The 15,075-nt window shown below is 52.9% G+C and carries 16 protein-coding genes and 1 pseudogene; 11 read left to right on the top strand and 6 right to left on the bottom strand.

Annotated elements, in window-relative coordinates:
* The first annotated feature begins 19 nt into the window (after window positions 1-19).
* Window positions 20-346, top strand: coding sequence for a sulfurtransferase TusE (tusE, locus tag AC6I8R_RS07105; protein ID WP_021182655.1), 327 nt, complete (start codon window positions 20-22; stop codon window positions 344-346).
* On the opposite strand, the gene yccX is transcribed toward tusE, so the two are convergent.
* Complete coding sequence (gene yccX / locus AC6I8R_RS07100) at window positions 347-625, bottom strand: acylphosphatase (protein WP_208725154.1); 279 nt, start codon at window positions 623-625, stop codon at window positions 347-349. It lies immediately after the preceding gene.
* Window positions 626-710: 85 nt separating this feature from the next.
* Here yccX and rlmI point away from each other — a divergent pair, with 85 nt between their 5' ends.
* Together rlmI and hspQ are read left to right on the top strand one after the other, a co-directional pair.
* Window positions 711-1,901 carry a 23S rRNA (cytosine(1962)-C(5))-methyltransferase RlmI gene (rlmI, locus tag AC6I8R_RS07095; protein WP_021182653.1) on the top strand — a complete coding sequence of 397 codons (1,191 nt, stop codon included), beginning with the start codon at window positions 711-713 and terminating at the stop codon, window positions 1,899-1,901.
* 59 nt (window positions 1,902-1,960) lie between these two features.
* The gene (gene hspQ, locus AC6I8R_RS07090) at window positions 1,961-2,278 is read left to right on the top strand and encodes a heat shock protein HspQ (RefSeq protein ID WP_021182652.1); all 318 of its coding nucleotides are present in this window, start codon (window positions 1,961-1,963) and stop codon (window positions 2,276-2,278) included.
* Between the two features lie 32 nt (window positions 2,279-2,310).
* Here hspQ and AC6I8R_RS07085 read toward each other — a convergent pair whose 3' ends face one another.
* Window positions 2,311-2,733, bottom strand: coding sequence for a CoA-binding protein (locus AC6I8R_RS07085; protein WP_021182651.1), 423 nt, complete (start codon window positions 2,731-2,733; stop codon window positions 2,311-2,313).
* 176 nt (window positions 2,734-2,909) lie between these two features.
* Here AC6I8R_RS07085 and AC6I8R_RS07080 point away from each other — a divergent pair, with 176 nt between their 5' ends.
* Window positions 2,910-3,548, top strand: coding sequence for a YccT family protein (locus AC6I8R_RS07080; RefSeq protein ID WP_497832058.1), 639 nt, complete (start codon window positions 2,910-2,912; stop codon window positions 3,546-3,548).
* Window positions 3,549-3,616: 68 nt separating this feature from the next.
* The gene (gene mgsA / locus AC6I8R_RS07075; RefSeq protein WP_021182649.1) at window positions 3,617-4,078 is read left to right on the top strand and encodes a methylglyoxal synthase; all 462 of its coding nucleotides are present in this window, start codon (window positions 3,617-3,619) and stop codon (window positions 4,076-4,078) included.
* Between the two features lie 4 nt (window positions 4,079-4,082).
* Here the strand turns inward: mgsA and helD are convergent, their stop codons facing one another.
* Window positions 4,083-6,137 (bottom strand): DNA helicase IV, encoded by a 2,055-nt coding sequence (helD, locus tag AC6I8R_RS07070; protein WP_415175279.1) that lies wholly within the window; start codon window positions 6,135-6,137, stop codon window positions 4,083-4,085.
* 123 nt (window positions 6,138-6,260) lie between these two features.
* On the opposite strand from helD, the gene AC6I8R_RS07065 reads away from it, so the two are divergent.
* Together AC6I8R_RS07065 and yccS are read left to right on the top strand one after the other, a co-directional pair.
* Window positions 6,261-6,704 carry a YccF domain-containing protein gene (locus AC6I8R_RS07065; RefSeq protein WP_021182647.1) on the top strand — a complete coding sequence of 148 codons (444 nt, stop codon included), beginning with the start codon at window positions 6,261-6,263 and terminating at the stop codon, window positions 6,702-6,704.
* A gap of 9 nt (window positions 6,705-6,713) precedes the next feature.
* Window positions 6,714-8,852: a YccS family putative transporter gene (yccS, locus tag AC6I8R_RS07060; RefSeq protein WP_415175278.1), complete on the top strand. Its 2,139-nt coding sequence runs from the start codon at window positions 6,714-6,716 to the stop codon at window positions 8,850-8,852.
* 7 nt (window positions 8,853-8,859) lie between these two features.
* Here the strand turns inward: yccS and AC6I8R_RS07055 are convergent, their stop codons facing one another.
* Entirely contained in the window at window positions 8,860-9,459 is a 600-nt protein-coding gene (locus AC6I8R_RS07055; RefSeq protein WP_021182645.1) for a TfoX/Sxy family DNA transformation protein, read from the bottom strand.
* Window positions 9,460-9,682: 223 nt separating this feature from the next.
* Here AC6I8R_RS07055 and sulA point away from each other — a divergent pair, with 223 nt between their 5' ends.
* Both sulA and ompA read left to right on the top strand, forming a co-directional pair.
* The gene (sulA, locus tag AC6I8R_RS07050) at window positions 9,683-10,174 is read left to right on the top strand and encodes an SOS-induced cell division inhibitor SulA (protein WP_208725149.1); all 492 of its coding nucleotides are present in this window, start codon (window positions 9,683-9,685) and stop codon (window positions 10,172-10,174) included.
* A gap of 349 nt (window positions 10,175-10,523) precedes the next feature.
* Window positions 10,524-11,591, top strand: a complete 1,068-nt coding sequence (ompA, locus tag AC6I8R_RS07045; RefSeq protein ID WP_415175277.1) for a porin OmpA — start codon at window positions 10,524-10,526, stop codon at window positions 11,589-11,591.
* A 67-nt stretch (window positions 11,592-11,658) separates the two neighbouring features.
* Here ompA and matP read toward each other — a convergent pair whose 3' ends face one another.
* Window positions 11,659-12,126 (bottom strand): macrodomain Ter protein MatP, encoded by a 468-nt coding sequence (gene matP / locus AC6I8R_RS07040; protein ID WP_497832057.1) that lies wholly within the window; start codon window positions 12,124-12,126, stop codon window positions 11,659-11,661.
* 53 nt (window positions 12,127-12,179) lie between these two features.
* Here matP and AC6I8R_RS07035 point away from each other — a divergent pair.
* Both AC6I8R_RS07035 and fabA read left to right on the top strand, forming a co-directional pair.
* Window positions 12,180-14,038: pseudogene (locus AC6I8R_RS07035) on the top strand (AAA family ATPase).
* A 66-nt stretch (window positions 14,039-14,104) separates the two neighbouring features.
* Window positions 14,105-14,623: a bifunctional 3-hydroxydecanoyl-ACP dehydratase/trans-2-decenoyl-ACP isomerase gene (gene fabA / locus AC6I8R_RS07030; RefSeq protein WP_021182640.1), complete on the top strand. Its 519-nt coding sequence runs from the start codon at window positions 14,105-14,107 to the stop codon at window positions 14,621-14,623.
* Between the two features lie 108 nt (window positions 14,624-14,731).
* On the opposite strand, the gene rmf is transcribed toward fabA, so the two are convergent.
* Complete coding sequence (gene rmf / locus AC6I8R_RS07025) at window positions 14,732-14,899, bottom strand: ribosome modulation factor (RefSeq protein WP_013508548.1); 168 nt, start codon at window positions 14,897-14,899, stop codon at window positions 14,732-14,734.
* Window positions 14,900-15,075: the final 176 nt, after the last annotated feature.

Here is a 15,075-nt window from a genome sequence, read left to right as displayed (position 1 = left end):
CTGAATCTGAGGAGTCACCGTGATTTTTGCCGGTAAAGAGATAGCCACCGATGCGGAAGGCTATCTGAAAAACAGCGCCGACTGGAGCGAACCCCTGGCGGAAGCCATTGCCGCTACCGAAGCCATCACCCTGAGTGAGGCGCACTGGGAAGTGGTCCATTTTGTCCGGGCGTTTTATCTGGAATTTAATACCTCGCCAGCTATCCGTATGCTTGTCAAAGCGATGGCACAGAAATATGGCGAGGAGAAAGGCAACAGCCGTTATCTGTTTCGTTTGTTCCCGGAAGGCCCGGCTAAACAGGCAACGAAAATTGCCGGATTACCAAAACCAGCGAAGTGTTTGTAATCACCCGGTGGTAAAGCGGCTGGGGGCTTCTGTCGGTTGATGCGGTTCCACCAGCACTTTTTCCACGCGCGCGCTGCGCGGGCCACCGGCCTTTAACCACGTAATCAATGCGTTCACCTGGGGTTCCTCCCCCCATGCCAACACCTCTACGCTGCCATCGTTCAGGTTACGTGCATAACCTTTTACATCCAACTCTCTGGCCTGTGCCTGGGTGCTATAACGAAAACCAACCCCCTGCACCAGACCATGAACCCAGATTTTGAAGCAGGTTGTGGCCATTATCCTCTCCCCTCACTGTTCATTGCATTTTGCCGCCATCCACCGGAAAATGACGCCTCATTTTTTCAGGTAAGCATAGCAAACTATGACTGTTCGATTGATTCTCACTAAGGGACGTGAAAAATCCCTGCTCCGCCGTCATCCCTGGGTTTTTTCTGGTGCTGTTGCCCGTATGGAAGGCAAAGCCCAATCAGGGGAAACCATTGATGTCTGCGACAGCAATGGCAAATGGCTGGCTCGTGCCGCTTATTCTCCGCAATCACAAATTCGGGCGCGCGTCTGGAGCTGGCAACAGGATGAGTCAATCGACATTGCCTTCTTTGTTCGCCGTCTCACCCAGGCGCAGCAATGGCGTGCCTGGCTGGCGCAACGTGACGGGCTGGATAGCTACCGTCTGATTGCGGGTGAGTCTGATGGTATGCCTGGCGTCACCATTGACCGTTTCGGCAATTTCCTGGTGCTTCAGTTGCTGTCTGCCGGTGCTGAATATCAGCGCCCGGCGATCATCTCCGCCCTGCAACAATGTTTCCCGCAGTGTGCGATTTACGATCGTTCCGATGTGGCGGTACGTAAAAAAGAAGGTCTGGAGCTGACACAGGGGCCGGTCACTGGCGAGCTGCCACCGCCACTGCTGCCGATTACTGAACACGGCATGAAGTTGTTGGTGGATATCCAGGGCGGCCACAAAACCGGTTATTACCTTGACCAGCGTGACAGCCGCTTTGCTACGCGCCGCTATGCCGAAAATGCCCGCGTGCTGAACTGTTTCTCCTATACCGGCGGCTTTGCCGTCTCAGCACTGATGGGCGGTTGCCGTGAAGTAATCAGCGTAGATACCTCTCAGGACGCGCTGGATGTTGCCAAACAGAATGTGGAACTTAACGGTCTGGATGTATCCCGTGCCCAATTCTTACGTGATGACGTGTTCAAATTGCTGCGTCGCTACCGTGACAGCGGTGAAAAGTTTGATGTTATCGTGATGGACCCACCGAAATTTGTTGAGAACAAGAATCAGCTGGCGGGTGCCTGCCGTGGTTATAAAGATATCAATATGCTGGCGATGCAGCTGTTGAATCCCAACGGGATTCTGATGACGTTCTCCTGCTCCGGCCTGATGGCAACCGATCTGTTCCAGAAGATTATCGCCGATGCCGCCGTCGATGCGGGGCGTGATGTACAATTTGTAGAACAGTTCCGTCAGGCAGCCGATCATCCCGTGATTGCCAGCTATCCTGAAGGGCTTTATCTGAAAGGTTTCGCTTGCCGCGTACTGTGACTTGAAAATTCTGCCTCTGCCTCCATATCTGACGCAGGGCAGTATTTTGGGAGGTCACTATGATTGCCAGTAAGTTTGGAATTGGACAGCAGGTCCGGCATCGTCTCTCCGGGGTGCTTGGCGTGATTGTGGATGTTGATCCGGAGTATTCGCTGGAAGAACCTAAGCTCGAAGAAGTCGGGGCTGCCGAGAAGTTACGCGCTGCACCCTGGTATCATGTGGTGATGGAAGATGAGGACGGTGAACAGGTCCACACTTACGTTGCCGAAATTCAGCTGTCCGGTGAAACATCTTTCGAACATCCAGAACAACCCTCGATGGATGAGCTGGCCGCGTCAATCCGACAGCAGCTTCAGGCACCACGCCTGCGTCATTGATCAAAAACGGCGACCCTCGGTCGCCGTTTGTTTTAGTGCACCGGCTGCGATAGCCCGAGCCGTGGTATCTCAATCTTCGGGCATCGATCCATGACCACCGTCAACCCCGCATCCTGCGCCAGTACCGCCGCCTGTTCATTGATCACGCCCAGTTGTAGCCACAACGTCTTCGCGCCGATGGCGATGGCTTCCTGCGCGATCCCCCATGCCGCTTCGGCATTACGAAACACATCCACCATATCCACCGGACCCGGGATGTCAGCGAGAGTCGCGTAGGCAGTTTGTCCCAACAGTTGTTGCCCGGCCAGCTTCGGACTCACCGGCACCACCTCATAACCCTGATCGAGCAAAAACTTCATCACGCCATAGCTGGGACGATCGGGACGATCGCTGGCGCCAACCAGCGCAATACGTTTGGTGCGCGTCAAAACATCACGAATGGTTTGATCGTTCATGCCTCTCTCCTTTTTCACTCGCCTGAGTGTAGATGGCATCAGGTTACACCACGCAACCCCCGCGTCAGAAAACTTTGCGCGGCAGCACGAATAAATATGTTAAAATGTAAATTTACTGCCATAATGTAATAATTTGCTACACATCACTGATTTGCGCCCAGCTTACGGGAGTTGAAATGAAGCTGTTTTTGGCTGCGACGAGTCTGTTTATCTTGCTCGTCTCAGCATCCTGCCATGCCATAACCTTGAAACTTGATCCGGAGATCGATCTTCTGGTGCTGGATGGGCGCAAAATTTCGGGCTCTCTGCTGAAAGGGGCCGATGGTCTGGAGCTGGATCGCGGTCAACATCAATTCCTGTTTCGGGTTGATAAAGCACCGACCTCTGCTTCAAACAATGGCCCACATTATCAATCTGTCCCGATGATTGTGACCTTTACCGCCAGTGGCAAAACCGTGGCTATCCGCCTGCCTGCCCTGGACAGCCGCCGCGAACGCCATGCATTCGATAAATCTCTCAATTTTCAGCTAATTGATGAACAGGGCAAAGAGATTGCCAGCATCCGTGACCACCTGCCCATGCCGTCGGGAGGCGATCTTGAACAGGCCATGTTGAATTATAATCGCAATGGCCAGGCCGCATCCGTCCCCCGTTTTGCCGTGCAAACCAGCAGTACGCCAGATGTCCAGTTGAACGCCGATTTCGCCTGGCTGGAAGCCAGCGACCTGCCCTCACTACAACGATGGTTTGAACGTTTCGATGCGGCCACCCGTCTGCGTTTTCTTAGTTGGATGAAAACCTTACGCGCAAGTTGATAGGAACGAAACGCCAGGGGTAAACTCGAGCATCACTTAACCTAGCCCGAGAAGAGTCAGGAAGCCCTATGGAGCAGACCGTTCGTACCCTCAATATTCAGAAACACATTGCCCTCGTTGCCCACGATCATTGCAAAGCCTCGCTGTTGGACTGGGTCCAGAAGAACCAAAGCGCACTACAGTCGCATGTATTATATGCCACCGGCACCACCGGTAATTTGATCAATCGCCACACCGGCCTTGAGGTGAACGCTATGCTGAGCGGCCCAATGGGCGGCGACCAGCAGGTAGGCGCATTGATTTCCGAAGGGAAAATTGATGTGCTGTTCTTCTTCTGGGATCCGCTCAATGCCGTGCCGCACGACCCGGATGTCAAAGCGCTGCTGCGTCTGGCAACAGTATGGAACATTCCGGTTGCCACCAACCGTTCCACCGCAGATTTCCTGATCCAGTCACCGCTGTTTGCCAGCGAAGTCGAGATTCAGATCCCTGATTATCCGCGTTACCTGGCTGAACGCCTGAAGTCGTAATGCCTCAGGCCTTCCTGCTCTGCGGTACGCCTAAATCGCGGAAATGATCGACAAACACGGAAGGCCGTTCCTTATCGAACAATAACCAAACTTGCTGACGTGCACGCGTCAGCGCCACATACGCCAGGCGGCGTTCTTCCGCGTCCGGGAACGCTTCTGGTTGCGGTAACAATCCCTGTTCCATGATCGACTCGCGTGCGGCAGCCGGGAAACCATCACGGCCTTCATGCAGGCCCAGCACAATAACAAAATCGGCCTGCTGCCCCTTGCTGGCATGGATGGTCATGAAATCCAGATGCAGCTTCGGCCAACGGGTTTTGGCTTTATCCAGCACCTCAGGCCGCAGGTGATGGTAGCGTGCCAGCAGCAGCACCCGCTCATCGGGTTTCACATAACCACTCAACTTATCGAGTAACGCTTCTAGTTGTTCCTGCGCCAGCAATATCACCGATTTTTTATTGCCTTTAGTCAGGCTATTGAGTGGCTTGCGCAGCTGATGTGGATTTTGTTGCACGAATCGGTTGGCGATCTCACCGATGCGATCATTGAATCGGTAGGTGGTATCCAACACACAGCGATCACCTTCGCCGAAATAGTGATGGAAGGCGGTAGTCAGACTCATCTCTGCGCCGCTAAAACGATAGATGGCTTGCCAATCGTCACCGACAGCAAACAGTGAGGTTCGCTTATTTTGTTGGCGCAGTGCCGTCAGCAAGGCGGCACGCTGCGGTGAGATATCCTGAAACTCATCCACCAGAATATGCTTCCACGGACTGATAAAGCGTCCCTTATCCAGAATAGCGATTGCCTGATGAATCAGGCCGGAAAAATCGACCGCGCCCTCGTCTTTTAACGCACTTTTCCAGGCTTTCAGGATCGGTGCCATCAACTTAACGCGTTTGCTAAATTGATCGCGTTGCTCCTCAGGTACATCGGCGATCATGGCGGCCTGTGCACCGCCATGCATACGCATCAACCCCAGCCAGCGCTCCAGACGGGACGCCAAACGCTGTGCCAGTTTATCATCCTGCCAAAATGGCCCTTCGGTGACGTCCCACTCCAGTTCTTCCTGCAACCACTGACGCCAACCACTGGCCTGCGCCTTTTTGCTGCTGCATTGTTCACGCCAGCTCTCAATTAACAACTGACGACGGGCTTTGCTGTCGCTTTCCAGTTTACTGATGACAGGCTGTTTATTGCTGCCTTCACGAATAATGTGCAGCGCCAGCGCGTGAAAAGTGCGCGCCTGAATCGCGCTTTCACCCAGCCGCGACTGGATGCGATCGTTCATCTCGTCTGCCGCCTGACGCCCAAATGCCAGCAGCAGAATCTGCTCCGGCTGCGCCAGTTTACGCTGCAACAACCAGCCAGCACGCGCCACCAGCACCGACGTTTTTCCACTTCCCGCCCCGGCTAACACCAGTAACGCGTCTTCACCATTCACCACCGCCTCACACTGCGAAGGATTGAGCGGCGTCGTTTCAACCGTGGAGAAAAAGGTCTGGTACTCCTGCAAGATTTTTGCTGTCCACTCACGGTTGCGCTGGCGAATCGCCGTTTCACCCTGACTCATCCATTGCTGACAGAACTGCCACAATTCGCGGCAATTCTCGAACTTGTCCAGCCGTGATAGCGGTAACGGTAAGGCAGAGAACTGCCGGGCAATGTTTTCTTTTACCGTCTGGAGTTCGCTTCGCTTCAGCCAACGGTCCTGGCGGGTAAACGCGAAAATCTCCTGCTGTAACCCGGTCAGCACCCCGACACACACCTCGCTCATCTCCTGGCTCCATTGCTGCCAGGCTTGTTGCAGGTAATGAAAAAAGCGCTGCGTTTCCTGCCATTCCGTGCCGTGCAACCGCACCACTTTCTCGTCTGGCAGCAAAAATTCCAGCTCGCCCCACACCAACCCACGCTTACAGGCGATATCCAATAATTGATTGAAAGGGATCAGGTATTCGTGACGATCGCCGCTGACTTCCACTCCGGCTTCCAGCAGACGTACGCGATTATAAGGGTGCTGAGCCAGACGTTTACCCATTGATGTTGCTTTCAGTTCCATGTCCGCACCGTGTTCAGCAAGAGGATTATCGCGCAGTTTACCTGTCAGACACTTGGCGCTCCAGCCTTAAAACAGGCTAAACTGGGCAACACATATTGCGGATTGCAAAAGGAAAATCGTGTTATGCGTACCGTGCTCAACATTCTCAACTTTGTACTGGGTGGCGTTTTCACCACCCTGAGCTGGTTACTGGCTACGCTGGTCAGCATCGTTCTCATCTTCACATTGCCATTGACGCGTTCCTGCTGGGAGATCACTAAACTCTCGCTGCTGCCATTTGGCAACGAAGCGGTTCATGTCGATGTACTGCGACCGGACAGTAAAAATCAGGTGATGAACGCCGGAGGCACTTTTCTTAACCTCTTCTGGCTGGTGTTTTTCGGCTGGTGGCTTTGCCTGATGCACATCTCTGCGGGTATCGTGCAGTGCCTGACTATCATCGGGATTCCTGTTGGCATTGCTAATTTCAAGATTGCCGCCATTGCCCTGTGGCCCGTGGGACGACGCGTTGTTTCAGTTGAAGAAGCGCAGGCGGCGCGGGAAGCCAACGCTCGTCGCCGTTACTGAGACTATGCCATGATGCCTGAAGCCTTACCCGGCTGGCGCCGTTATCTGTTTAACAGCAGCTTGCGCTATTTGCTGCGCATTTTTTTCGCCCTTGCCGGTTGTGCCGCCGTTCCGTGGTGGTTACAGCAAATTGAGTGGACGATCCCCCTCACCCTCGGCGTGGTTGCCGCTGCATTGGCCGATCTTGACGATCGTCTGGCAGGCCGCCTGCGCAATCTATTGATTACGTTGATCTGCTTTTGTATCGCATCGGTATCCGTCGAATTACTGTTTCCCCACCCCTGGGCATTCGTCCTCGGCCTGGCGCTCTCAACCTGGGGATTTATTCTGTTGGGTGCTCTCGGGCAGCGTTATGCCACTATCGCCTTTGGTGCATTGCTTATCGCGGTGTATACCATGCTCGGCGTAGGTTTGTTTCCACAGTGGTGGATGCAACCAACGCTGCTGCTGGTGGGGGCCTTGTGGTACAACCTGCTGACCCTGGTGGGGCATGTGATGTTTCCGGTGCGCCCGGTTCAGGAGCAATTGGCGGCCAGCTTTTCTCAGTTAGCGCGTTATCTGGATGCCAAAGCCAACTTGTTCGATCCCGATGGCGGTGAGCAGGATGATGCCAACCTGATTGCCACCGCAATGGTGAATAGCCAGTTAGTCGCCCAACTTAATCTGACGAAAAGCACTATCCAAAGCCGGTTACGCGGCGACCGGGGTTCACGCAGCACCCGCCGCAGCCTGCATTACTATTTTGTGGCGCAGGATATTCATGAACGGGCCAGTTCCTCCCACCTGCAATATCATCAACTGCGCGATGACTGGCGCTATAACGAGGTGCTTTTTCGCTTCCAGCGACTGCTGAATATGCAGGCACAGGCATGCCGACAGTTAGCGGAAGCCATTTTTTTGCGTCAGCCCTGGCATCATGACACCCATGTCGAACGCGCCTTTGAGCGGCTGGAAACCGCACTGGAACGCTTGCAACAAAATGCCCCGGACGACGCCCATATTCGTGCGTTATTCTGGCTGCTGCGTAATTTGCGCGCCATAGATGCCCAACTGACCTCGATCGAATCGGAACAGAAACTGGCGCAACCTGCCCCATCCAGTGACGATAATCTTTCCAATGATGGACCAGGCGGTTGGGCGGATATTCGGCTGCGCATTAGCCGGCATCTCACGCCAACCTCCGCCCTGTTCCGCCATGCCGTAAGAATGTCGTTGGTGTTGTGCATCGGCTACGGATTTATCCAGATCACCGGTGTACATCGCGGCTATTGGATTTTGCTTACCAGCCTGTTTGTCTGTCAGCCGAATTATAATGCCACCCGACGGCGACTGGCGTTGCGTATTGGCGGGACGCTGGCTGGGATTGCCATCGGTTTACCGGTGCTCTGGCTGGTGCCTTCCATCGAAGGACAGCTGGTATTGATTGTGCTCAGTGGTGTGCTGTTCTTCGCGTTTCGCCAGATACAATATGCTCAGGCAACGCTCTTCATTACCCTGCTGGTGCTCCTCTGCTTCAATCTGTTGGGCGAGGGTTTTGAAGTCGCCCTGCCGCGTGTGGTGGATACGTTGCTGGGGTGTGGCTTAGCCTGGCTTGCTGTCGCTTTCGTCTGGCCAGACTGGCGCTTCCGCCAGTTGCCTGCGGTAGCCGAGCGTACGCTTAATGCCAACTGCCGCTACCTTGATGCCATTATGGAACAATATCATCAGGGCAAGGATAATCGTCTGGCCTATCGTGTTGCGCGGCGAGATGCGCACAATGCCGATGCCGAACTGGCCTCAGTTGTGTCAAATATGAGCAATGAAGCACGTCATCAGCAATCATTACGTGAAAACGCCTTTCGGTTACTTTGTCTGAATCACTCCTTTCTCAGCTATATATCCGCGCTGGGCGCTCATCGGGTCAGGTTAAATGACACCCGACTATTAACGTTGCTGGATGATGCGGTGTGCTTTGTTGATGATGTTTTGCAAATTGAACGCGTCAGCGATGTTGAGGCAACGCAGATGCAGCAGACCCTGCTGCATCGACTGGCGGAAATGAAATCCAGCCCGGAGACGCAAGCTCCGTTAGTTTTGCAGCAGTTGGGATTATTAATTGCGCTGTTACCTGAAATTGCGCGCCTACGCCGCACCCTCGCAGCAGATTGAACCGCTGTTAGCGGAGCGTTTTTTGATACCACGCGCATAACTCCTCCCGGACCTCACGAGGCAATGCCGCCTCGTGATGGCCCGAAATCGCTCCCTCGAGAGCCAGCAGCGTCTTCAGGCCGATATGCTTATTGATGGTGCGAAGTTTCAGCCAACTTTTCTTGGCACCTGTTTCACACAGATGTTTGACCGAGCAGATGCCGACCTTATGTAGCATCATTTCCATACGCAGGCTGAGATTGGGCAAATCCTTCAGCCGCAGTGAGACATAACGGGTTTGCAACTCCTCACGCGCAGCGTGTAGCGCCCCAGAGGATAGCCGCATTAACTGTTCCGGTTCCTGCCAAAGACGTTTGTCGACTTTGTAATAACTCAGTGTCACCGGTATACCGCGTTTACTGTATATCAGCGGCTCCATCGGGCATTGCGTCGCATAGGTCGTCACCGCTTCACAGGCACGTAGATAGAGCGCATCTTCATTGATAAACGCAAAGACAACCTTTTCCACTGAGAGCGTATAACCACCAAACTGCGTGCGGGATTCAATTTCGCCTAGCGCGGCTAATTGTGCTTTCGATTGTTCGACGATTGGGTGAGATTTTTTCATCCTGATACCTTCCTGAATTCCTTTTACCAGAACTGTCCTAATAAATACTTCATGTATTCATCAGGTTAGAAGATATTGAAAACGTTCCAGCTGTTCAATGATTAAATGCATTCGAGGTGAAAATTTGTCCGATTTTGCGAGACGTTTTCAGAAATTGAGGTTGATCTTTATCCAGGAACTCATTACTGTATATTCATACAGTTCATTACTGAGTGATTAAATTATGCGTACTCAATTCTCTGGCACCGCTGATCGTTCTCACCGTTTTGCGACTTCAGACGTAGCGCAACCTTCTTTGGGTGGCATTACAGAACTTCGCTACAGCGAGCAACCTGGCATGATGCAATTACTGCTGCTGCCGGTGCTAAAACAATTGAGCTTACAATCACGCTGGCAGCTGTGGTTAACGCCTGCACATAAGCTGAATCGCCATTGGATGCAACAATCTGGTTTGCCGCTGGAAAAGAGCATGCACATCACTGAATCTGAACGCTACAGTACGGTTGAAAGCATGGTTAAAGCTCTGCGCACCGGTAACTATAGCGTCGTGCTGGCGTGGATCCCTTATGAGCTGAATGATGATGAACGTCGTGAACTCAAACAGGCTGCTGCTGAAGGGGAAGCTTTGGGTTTGGTGATGCGTCCTCAGGGACACGATGGGGTTTTGTGCAGACAACCATCTGCGTCAAAAATTCCCTCAGATTTGTTTCATTAAGTAAAATTAGGATTTTTCTCACGCTGTTTTTTGCGGAAGTTGACGCTAAGCCACTGATTCTTGTCCCGCCAGCTTAGACAATGGCTTAGCCGATTTTTTCATTTCTGATCACGAAGATTATGCCGTGTCAATTGTTAAAATGTGTGTATAAATCCCTGTTTTTTTATCGCCTGGCGTCACATCATACTTGTAACTTTCCAATCTCGTTGTAGACTTTACCTCGCCAGGGTGCTCAATAACCTCCGTTTTTTCGGTAGAGTCATAAGCGAGCGTTTTGACCCGGCGAAGGATTAAACCAAGAGCAAACTATTTTTGCTCATTGCCTATTTGGATGATAACGAGGCGCAAAATGAAAAAGACAGCTATCGCAATTGCAGTGGCACTGGCTGGCTTCGCTACCGTAGCGCAGGCCGCTCCTAAAGATGACACCTGGTATACCGGTGCTAAACTGGGCTGGTCTCAGTATCACGATACTGGTTACTACGGTAACGGTTATGAGAACAACAACGGTCCGACTCACGAAAGTCAGCTGGGCGCAGGTGCATTCCTGGGCTACCAGGCTAACCCGTACCTGGGCTTCGAGCTGGGCTACGACTGGCTGGGCCGTATGCCGAACAAAGGCAGCGTGACTAACGGCGCGTTCAAAGCACAAGGCGTTCAGCTGGCTGCTAAACTGAGCTACCCGATCACTGACGATCTGGACGTGTACACCCGTCTGGGCGGCATGGTATGGCGTGCTGACTCAACTCAGAACAACAACGGCGTTCGCATCAGCGACCACGACACCGGCGTTTCTCCGCTGGCTGCTGTTGGTGTTGAATACGCACTGACCAAAAACTGGGCTACTCGTCTGGACTACCAGTGGGTTAACAACATCGGCGACGCAGGCACCGTTGGCGCACGCCCTGACAACAGCATGCTGAGCGTCGGTGTTTCTTACCGTTTCGGTCAGGACGAAGCTGCTGCACCGGTTGTTGCTCCGACTCCGGCCCCAGCTCCGGTTGTTGAAACCAAGCGTTTCACCCTGAAGTCTGACGTTCTGTTCAACTTCAACAAAGCAACCCTGAAGCCGGAAGGTCAGCAGGCTCTGGATCAGCTGTACAGCCAGCTGAGCTCACTGGACCCGAAAGACGGTTCAGTTGTGGTTCTGGGCTTCACCGACCGTATCGGTTCAGAGCAGTACAACCAGAAACTGTCTGAGAAACGTGCTCAATCTGTTGTCGATTACCTGGTTTCTAAAGGTATCCCGTCCAACAAAATCTCTGCACGTGGCATGGGCAAATCTAACCCGGTTACTGGCAACACCTGTGACAGCGTGAAAGGCCGCAACGCCCTGATCGACTGCCTGGCGCCGGACCGTCGCGTTGAAATCGACGTGAAAGGTATCAAAGACGTGGTAACTCAGCCGCAGGCTTAAGTTTTCGCGTAATAAAAACCCCGCTTCGGCGGGGTTTTTTTATACCTGGCAGATGGCAACCAATAGATTACTCGTTACCTGCATCACCTTTACCCAGAATAGCCTGCAAGTCCTGCTTCAGTGTCGACATCTGGCTGGCATACTTCTCTTTGCGTTCCGCATCTTCAATCAACTGAACAATCGTTTCAGAAAGCGTGCTGCTGCGACGCTGCGCCAGTCCTGCCAGCCGTTGCCACACCAGATATTCCAAATCGATTGATTTCTTCCTGGTATGCTGATGCTCCGCATTAAAGTGGCGCTTACGACGAGCACGGATCGTCTGCTTAAGACGATTTTCTAAATCCGGATGAATATGCTGGTCAATCCATGCGTTGACTTCGACAGGGCTATTCTCCATCGTCAACAGCAGGTCTACCGCGGCCTGAGCAGCACTCAGCTCCAGATGACGGGTGATCAGCTCACCTTCCCGATGCTTTTTCACCAGGTATTTCCACTTCCATCCACTTTCAAGATTTTCGAGCTGCTGGTATTTCATCGGAATCTCATCGTGATCACGTAACAAACTAAGAATAACAGCTTTTTTCCTGGATGCAGCAAGGAAAAACATGTTGCGGTCATCACAATTCGGGCCGGAACTCCGCAGTGCTTAACCTGGTTGATTCCTGTATAATCGCGCTTTTCCCGAATTCGACGAATGGAATATTTTGACCAGCTCTCAACTTACGTGGCAAGCCCTGCAGCCGGATAGCACCCGCTACCAATCCATTTTCTCCAATGTTTCACTGGAAGATAGCGATAGTCTAGCCGCGGTCCAGCCGCGTCTGCTGAATGCCCTGGCGCATTTACATCATCAACAACAGGGTTTTCCACTGCTGCTGTTACGCAGTCAGGAAAATAACGACTACCTCGCCTGGATTGCCTCTGCTGCACAGCGCTTTCAGCCTGATGAAACCGCCCTGTTTGGTGGTGATTATCTGGTGATGGGTGACAATGTCAGCCTGTTGCCAGCGGCAGAAAACCGCCCTTTCACCAGCCAGGGTGGCGTGCACTATGCAGACTGGATCGAATTTGAACAACTGTTCGGCTGCGTCCGTCAATATAAAGATCGGGTCCAGCTCGAGCCAGGCTTAATTCATCGCGCCAATGGCGGCACCCTGATCCTCAGCGTCAATACATTGCTGGCTCAGCCGCTGATGTGGTTACGACTGAAAAAATGTATCGAGCAGGGCCGTTTTGAATGGTATTCATCAGATGAACGTCAGCCGTTACCGGTCACGATTCCAGCGTTACCGTTTCAGCTGCGCCTGATCCTGTGTGGCGAACGTGATGCATTGGCTGATTTTCAGGCTCTGGATGCCGAAGCGCACGAAATGGCGCTTTACAGTGAGTTTGAAGAAAGCTTGCAGTTGGTCGATGAAGACGATATGACCGCCTGGTGTCAGTGGACACTCACCCAGGCCGGTATGGCCGGTTTACCGGATCCTGAAGCAGATTTCTGGCCGGTACTGATCAATGAGGCGGTACGGAACACTGGCGATCAGGACACCTTACCGCTCTGCCCACGCTGGTTGCGCCGCCAGATGCAGGAAGCCGCGCTGCACGGCGACGTCCTTAATGCCGAAGCCCTAAAGGATGCACTGGAAGCGCGTCAGTGGCGCGAAAGTTTCCTCGCCGATCGCATGCGTGATGAAATTCTGCTAAACCAGATCATGATCGAAACAGAAGGGGAAGTGGTTGGTCAGATCAATGGCCTGTCTGTGATTGAGTTTCCAGGCCATCCGCGTCCCTGGGGCGAACCGTCGCGTATTACTTGCGTAGTGCATCCGGGTGATGGCGAGTTCACTGACGTCGAACGCAAAGCGGAACTGGGTGGCAATATCCATGCGAAAGGCATGATGATTATGCAGGCTTACCTGATTGCCGAGCTGGAGCTGGAGCAGCAACTCCCCTTCTCTGCTTCACTGGTGTTTGAACAATCCTATTCTGAAGTCGATGGTGACAGCGCATCACTGGCCGAGCTTTGCGCGCTGATCAGTGCACTGGCTAATCAACCGCTCAATCAGCAAATCGCCGTCACCGGTTCGGTTGATCAGTTTGGCAATGTACAGCCAGTGGGTGGCCTCAATGAAAAAATTGAGGGCTTCTTCAGTATTTGTCACGAACGTGGTCTTACCGGCCAGCAGGGCGTCATTTTGCCCGCCAGTAATGTCCGCCATCTGAGTCTCAATGCTGCGGTGATTGAAGCGGTCCAGCAGGGCCAGTTCCATATCTGGGCGATTGAGAGCGTCGATGAGGCATTACCACTGCTAACCGGTGTGGTGTGGCAAAGTGAAAGCGGGGACTCCCTGCTGAGCACTATCCAGGAACGTATCGCGCAGCTGAATCAGCAGGAGACGCGTCAGCGTCCGTGGCCCTTACGTTGGCTTAACTGGTTCAACCACAGCTGATAGCATTGCCCGGCGTACAACTGTTCGCTAATATTCGGGCTTCACTAAATAAGGCTTATTGAGAACATGGTAGATAAACGCGAATCCTATAGCAAAGAAGACCTGGTTGCCTCAGGTCGCGGAGAACTGTTTGGCGAAAACGGACCGCCGCTTCCATCAGGCAATATGTTGATGATGGACCGCGTGGTCAAAATGACCGAAGACGGCGGCAAATACGACAAAGGTTTTGTCGAAGCCGAGCTGGATATCCGTCCTGACCTGTGGTTCTTTGATTGCCACTTCATCGGCGACCCCGTTATGCCGGGTTGTCTGGGCCTGGATGCCATGTGGCAGCTGGTTGGCTTCTATCTGGGTTGGTTGGGTGCCGAAGGCAAAGGCCGCGCGTTGGGCGTGGGCGAAGTGAAATTCACCGGTCAGGTGCTGCCAACAGCGAAGAAAGTGACGTATAAAATTCACTTCAAACGTGTCATCAACCGCAAACTGGTGATGGGCGTTGCTGATGGCGAGGTATTTGTCGACGGTAATCTGATTTACTCGGCAACTGACCTGAAAGTGGGTCTGTTCAAAGACACCACCGCTTTCTAATCTCCCTATACCCGAAATGACTCGAGGTATCTCAGGTTATGACGGGTATAAATGACAACCTCCGCATTACGCGGAGGTTTGTTCCTTATTGATAGACATCCGGCAGTGCTAAGCCACCGCCGACCTGTCCTCCATGGCTTGTCGCCAACCTCCCAACCAGTGAGACCGTGCGTCGATCATTTGATACGGGCAAATCTCTTTTGAGCGTCCCGTAATACCGGCCTGATAGCCTCGTGAATGTGCTCGTTCCAGGCGGTCTCGTTTCTGTCTCTTCATACCTCGTTTCCCTCATTTCAGGTCTGGTGGAATCTGGTGGAAAGATAGAGTGGCGGAAAAATGTTCAACCACTCTAACGTTCTAACGCCATGCGCCGAAAAGATCAATGCGCAAATTTCACGCCAATGTCATAAATATGACCTGAAACCAACATCACAGAATGAGGTAAATTTTCG

The sequence above is a fragment of the Pantoea sp. X-Soil-OKNW-713 genome, assembly GCF_059730685.1.
This window is presented reverse-complemented; position numbering and strand designations above follow the sequence as displayed.

Coding starts and splice junctions, on each gene's coding strand:
- mgsA (WP_021182649.1), top strand. CDS start 3,617: ATGGAGCAGACCGTTCGTACCCTCAATATTCAGAAACACATTGCCCTC.
- AC6I8R_RS07080 (WP_497832058.1), top strand. CDS start 2,910: ATGAAGCTGTTTTTGGCTGCGACGAGTCTGTTTATCTTGCTCGTCTCA.
- helD (WP_415175279.1), bottom strand. CDS start 6,137: ATGGAACTGAAAGCAACATCAATGGGTAAACGTCTGGCTCAGCACCCT.
- rmf (WP_013508548.1), bottom strand. CDS start 14,899: ATGAAGAGACAGAAACGAGACCGCCTGGAACGAGCACATTCACGAGGC.
- rlmI (WP_021182653.1), top strand. CDS start 711: ATGACTGTTCGATTGATTCTCACTAAGGGACGTGAAAAATCCCTGCTC.
- fabA (WP_021182640.1), top strand. CDS start 14,105: ATGGTAGATAAACGCGAATCCTATAGCAAAGAAGACCTGGTTGCCTCA.
- matP (WP_497832057.1), bottom strand. CDS start 12,126: ATGAAATACCAGCAGCTCGAAAATCTTGAAAGTGGATGGAAGTGGAAA.
- ompA (WP_415175277.1), top strand. CDS start 10,524: ATGAAAAAGACAGCTATCGCAATTGCAGTGGCACTGGCTGGCTTCGCT.
- AC6I8R_RS07085 (WP_021182651.1), bottom strand. CDS start 2,733: ATGAACGATCAAACCATTCGTGATGTTTTGACGCGCACCAAACGTATT.
- AC6I8R_RS07065 (WP_021182647.1), top strand. CDS start 6,261: ATGCGTACCGTGCTCAACATTCTCAACTTTGTACTGGGTGGCGTTTTC.
- hspQ (WP_021182652.1), top strand. CDS start 1,961: ATGATTGCCAGTAAGTTTGGAATTGGACAGCAGGTCCGGCATCGTCTC.
- yccX (WP_208725154.1), bottom strand. CDS start 625: ATGGCCACAACCTGCTTCAAAATCTGGGTTCATGGTCTGGTGCAGGGG.
- yccS (WP_415175278.1), top strand. CDS start 6,714: ATGATGCCTGAAGCCTTACCCGGCTGGCGCCGTTATCTGTTTAACAGC.
- sulA (WP_208725149.1), top strand. CDS start 9,683: ATGCGTACTCAATTCTCTGGCACCGCTGATCGTTCTCACCGTTTTGCG.
- AC6I8R_RS07055 (WP_021182645.1), bottom strand. CDS start 9,459: ATGAAAAAATCTCACCCAATCGTCGAACAATCGAAAGCACAATTAGCC.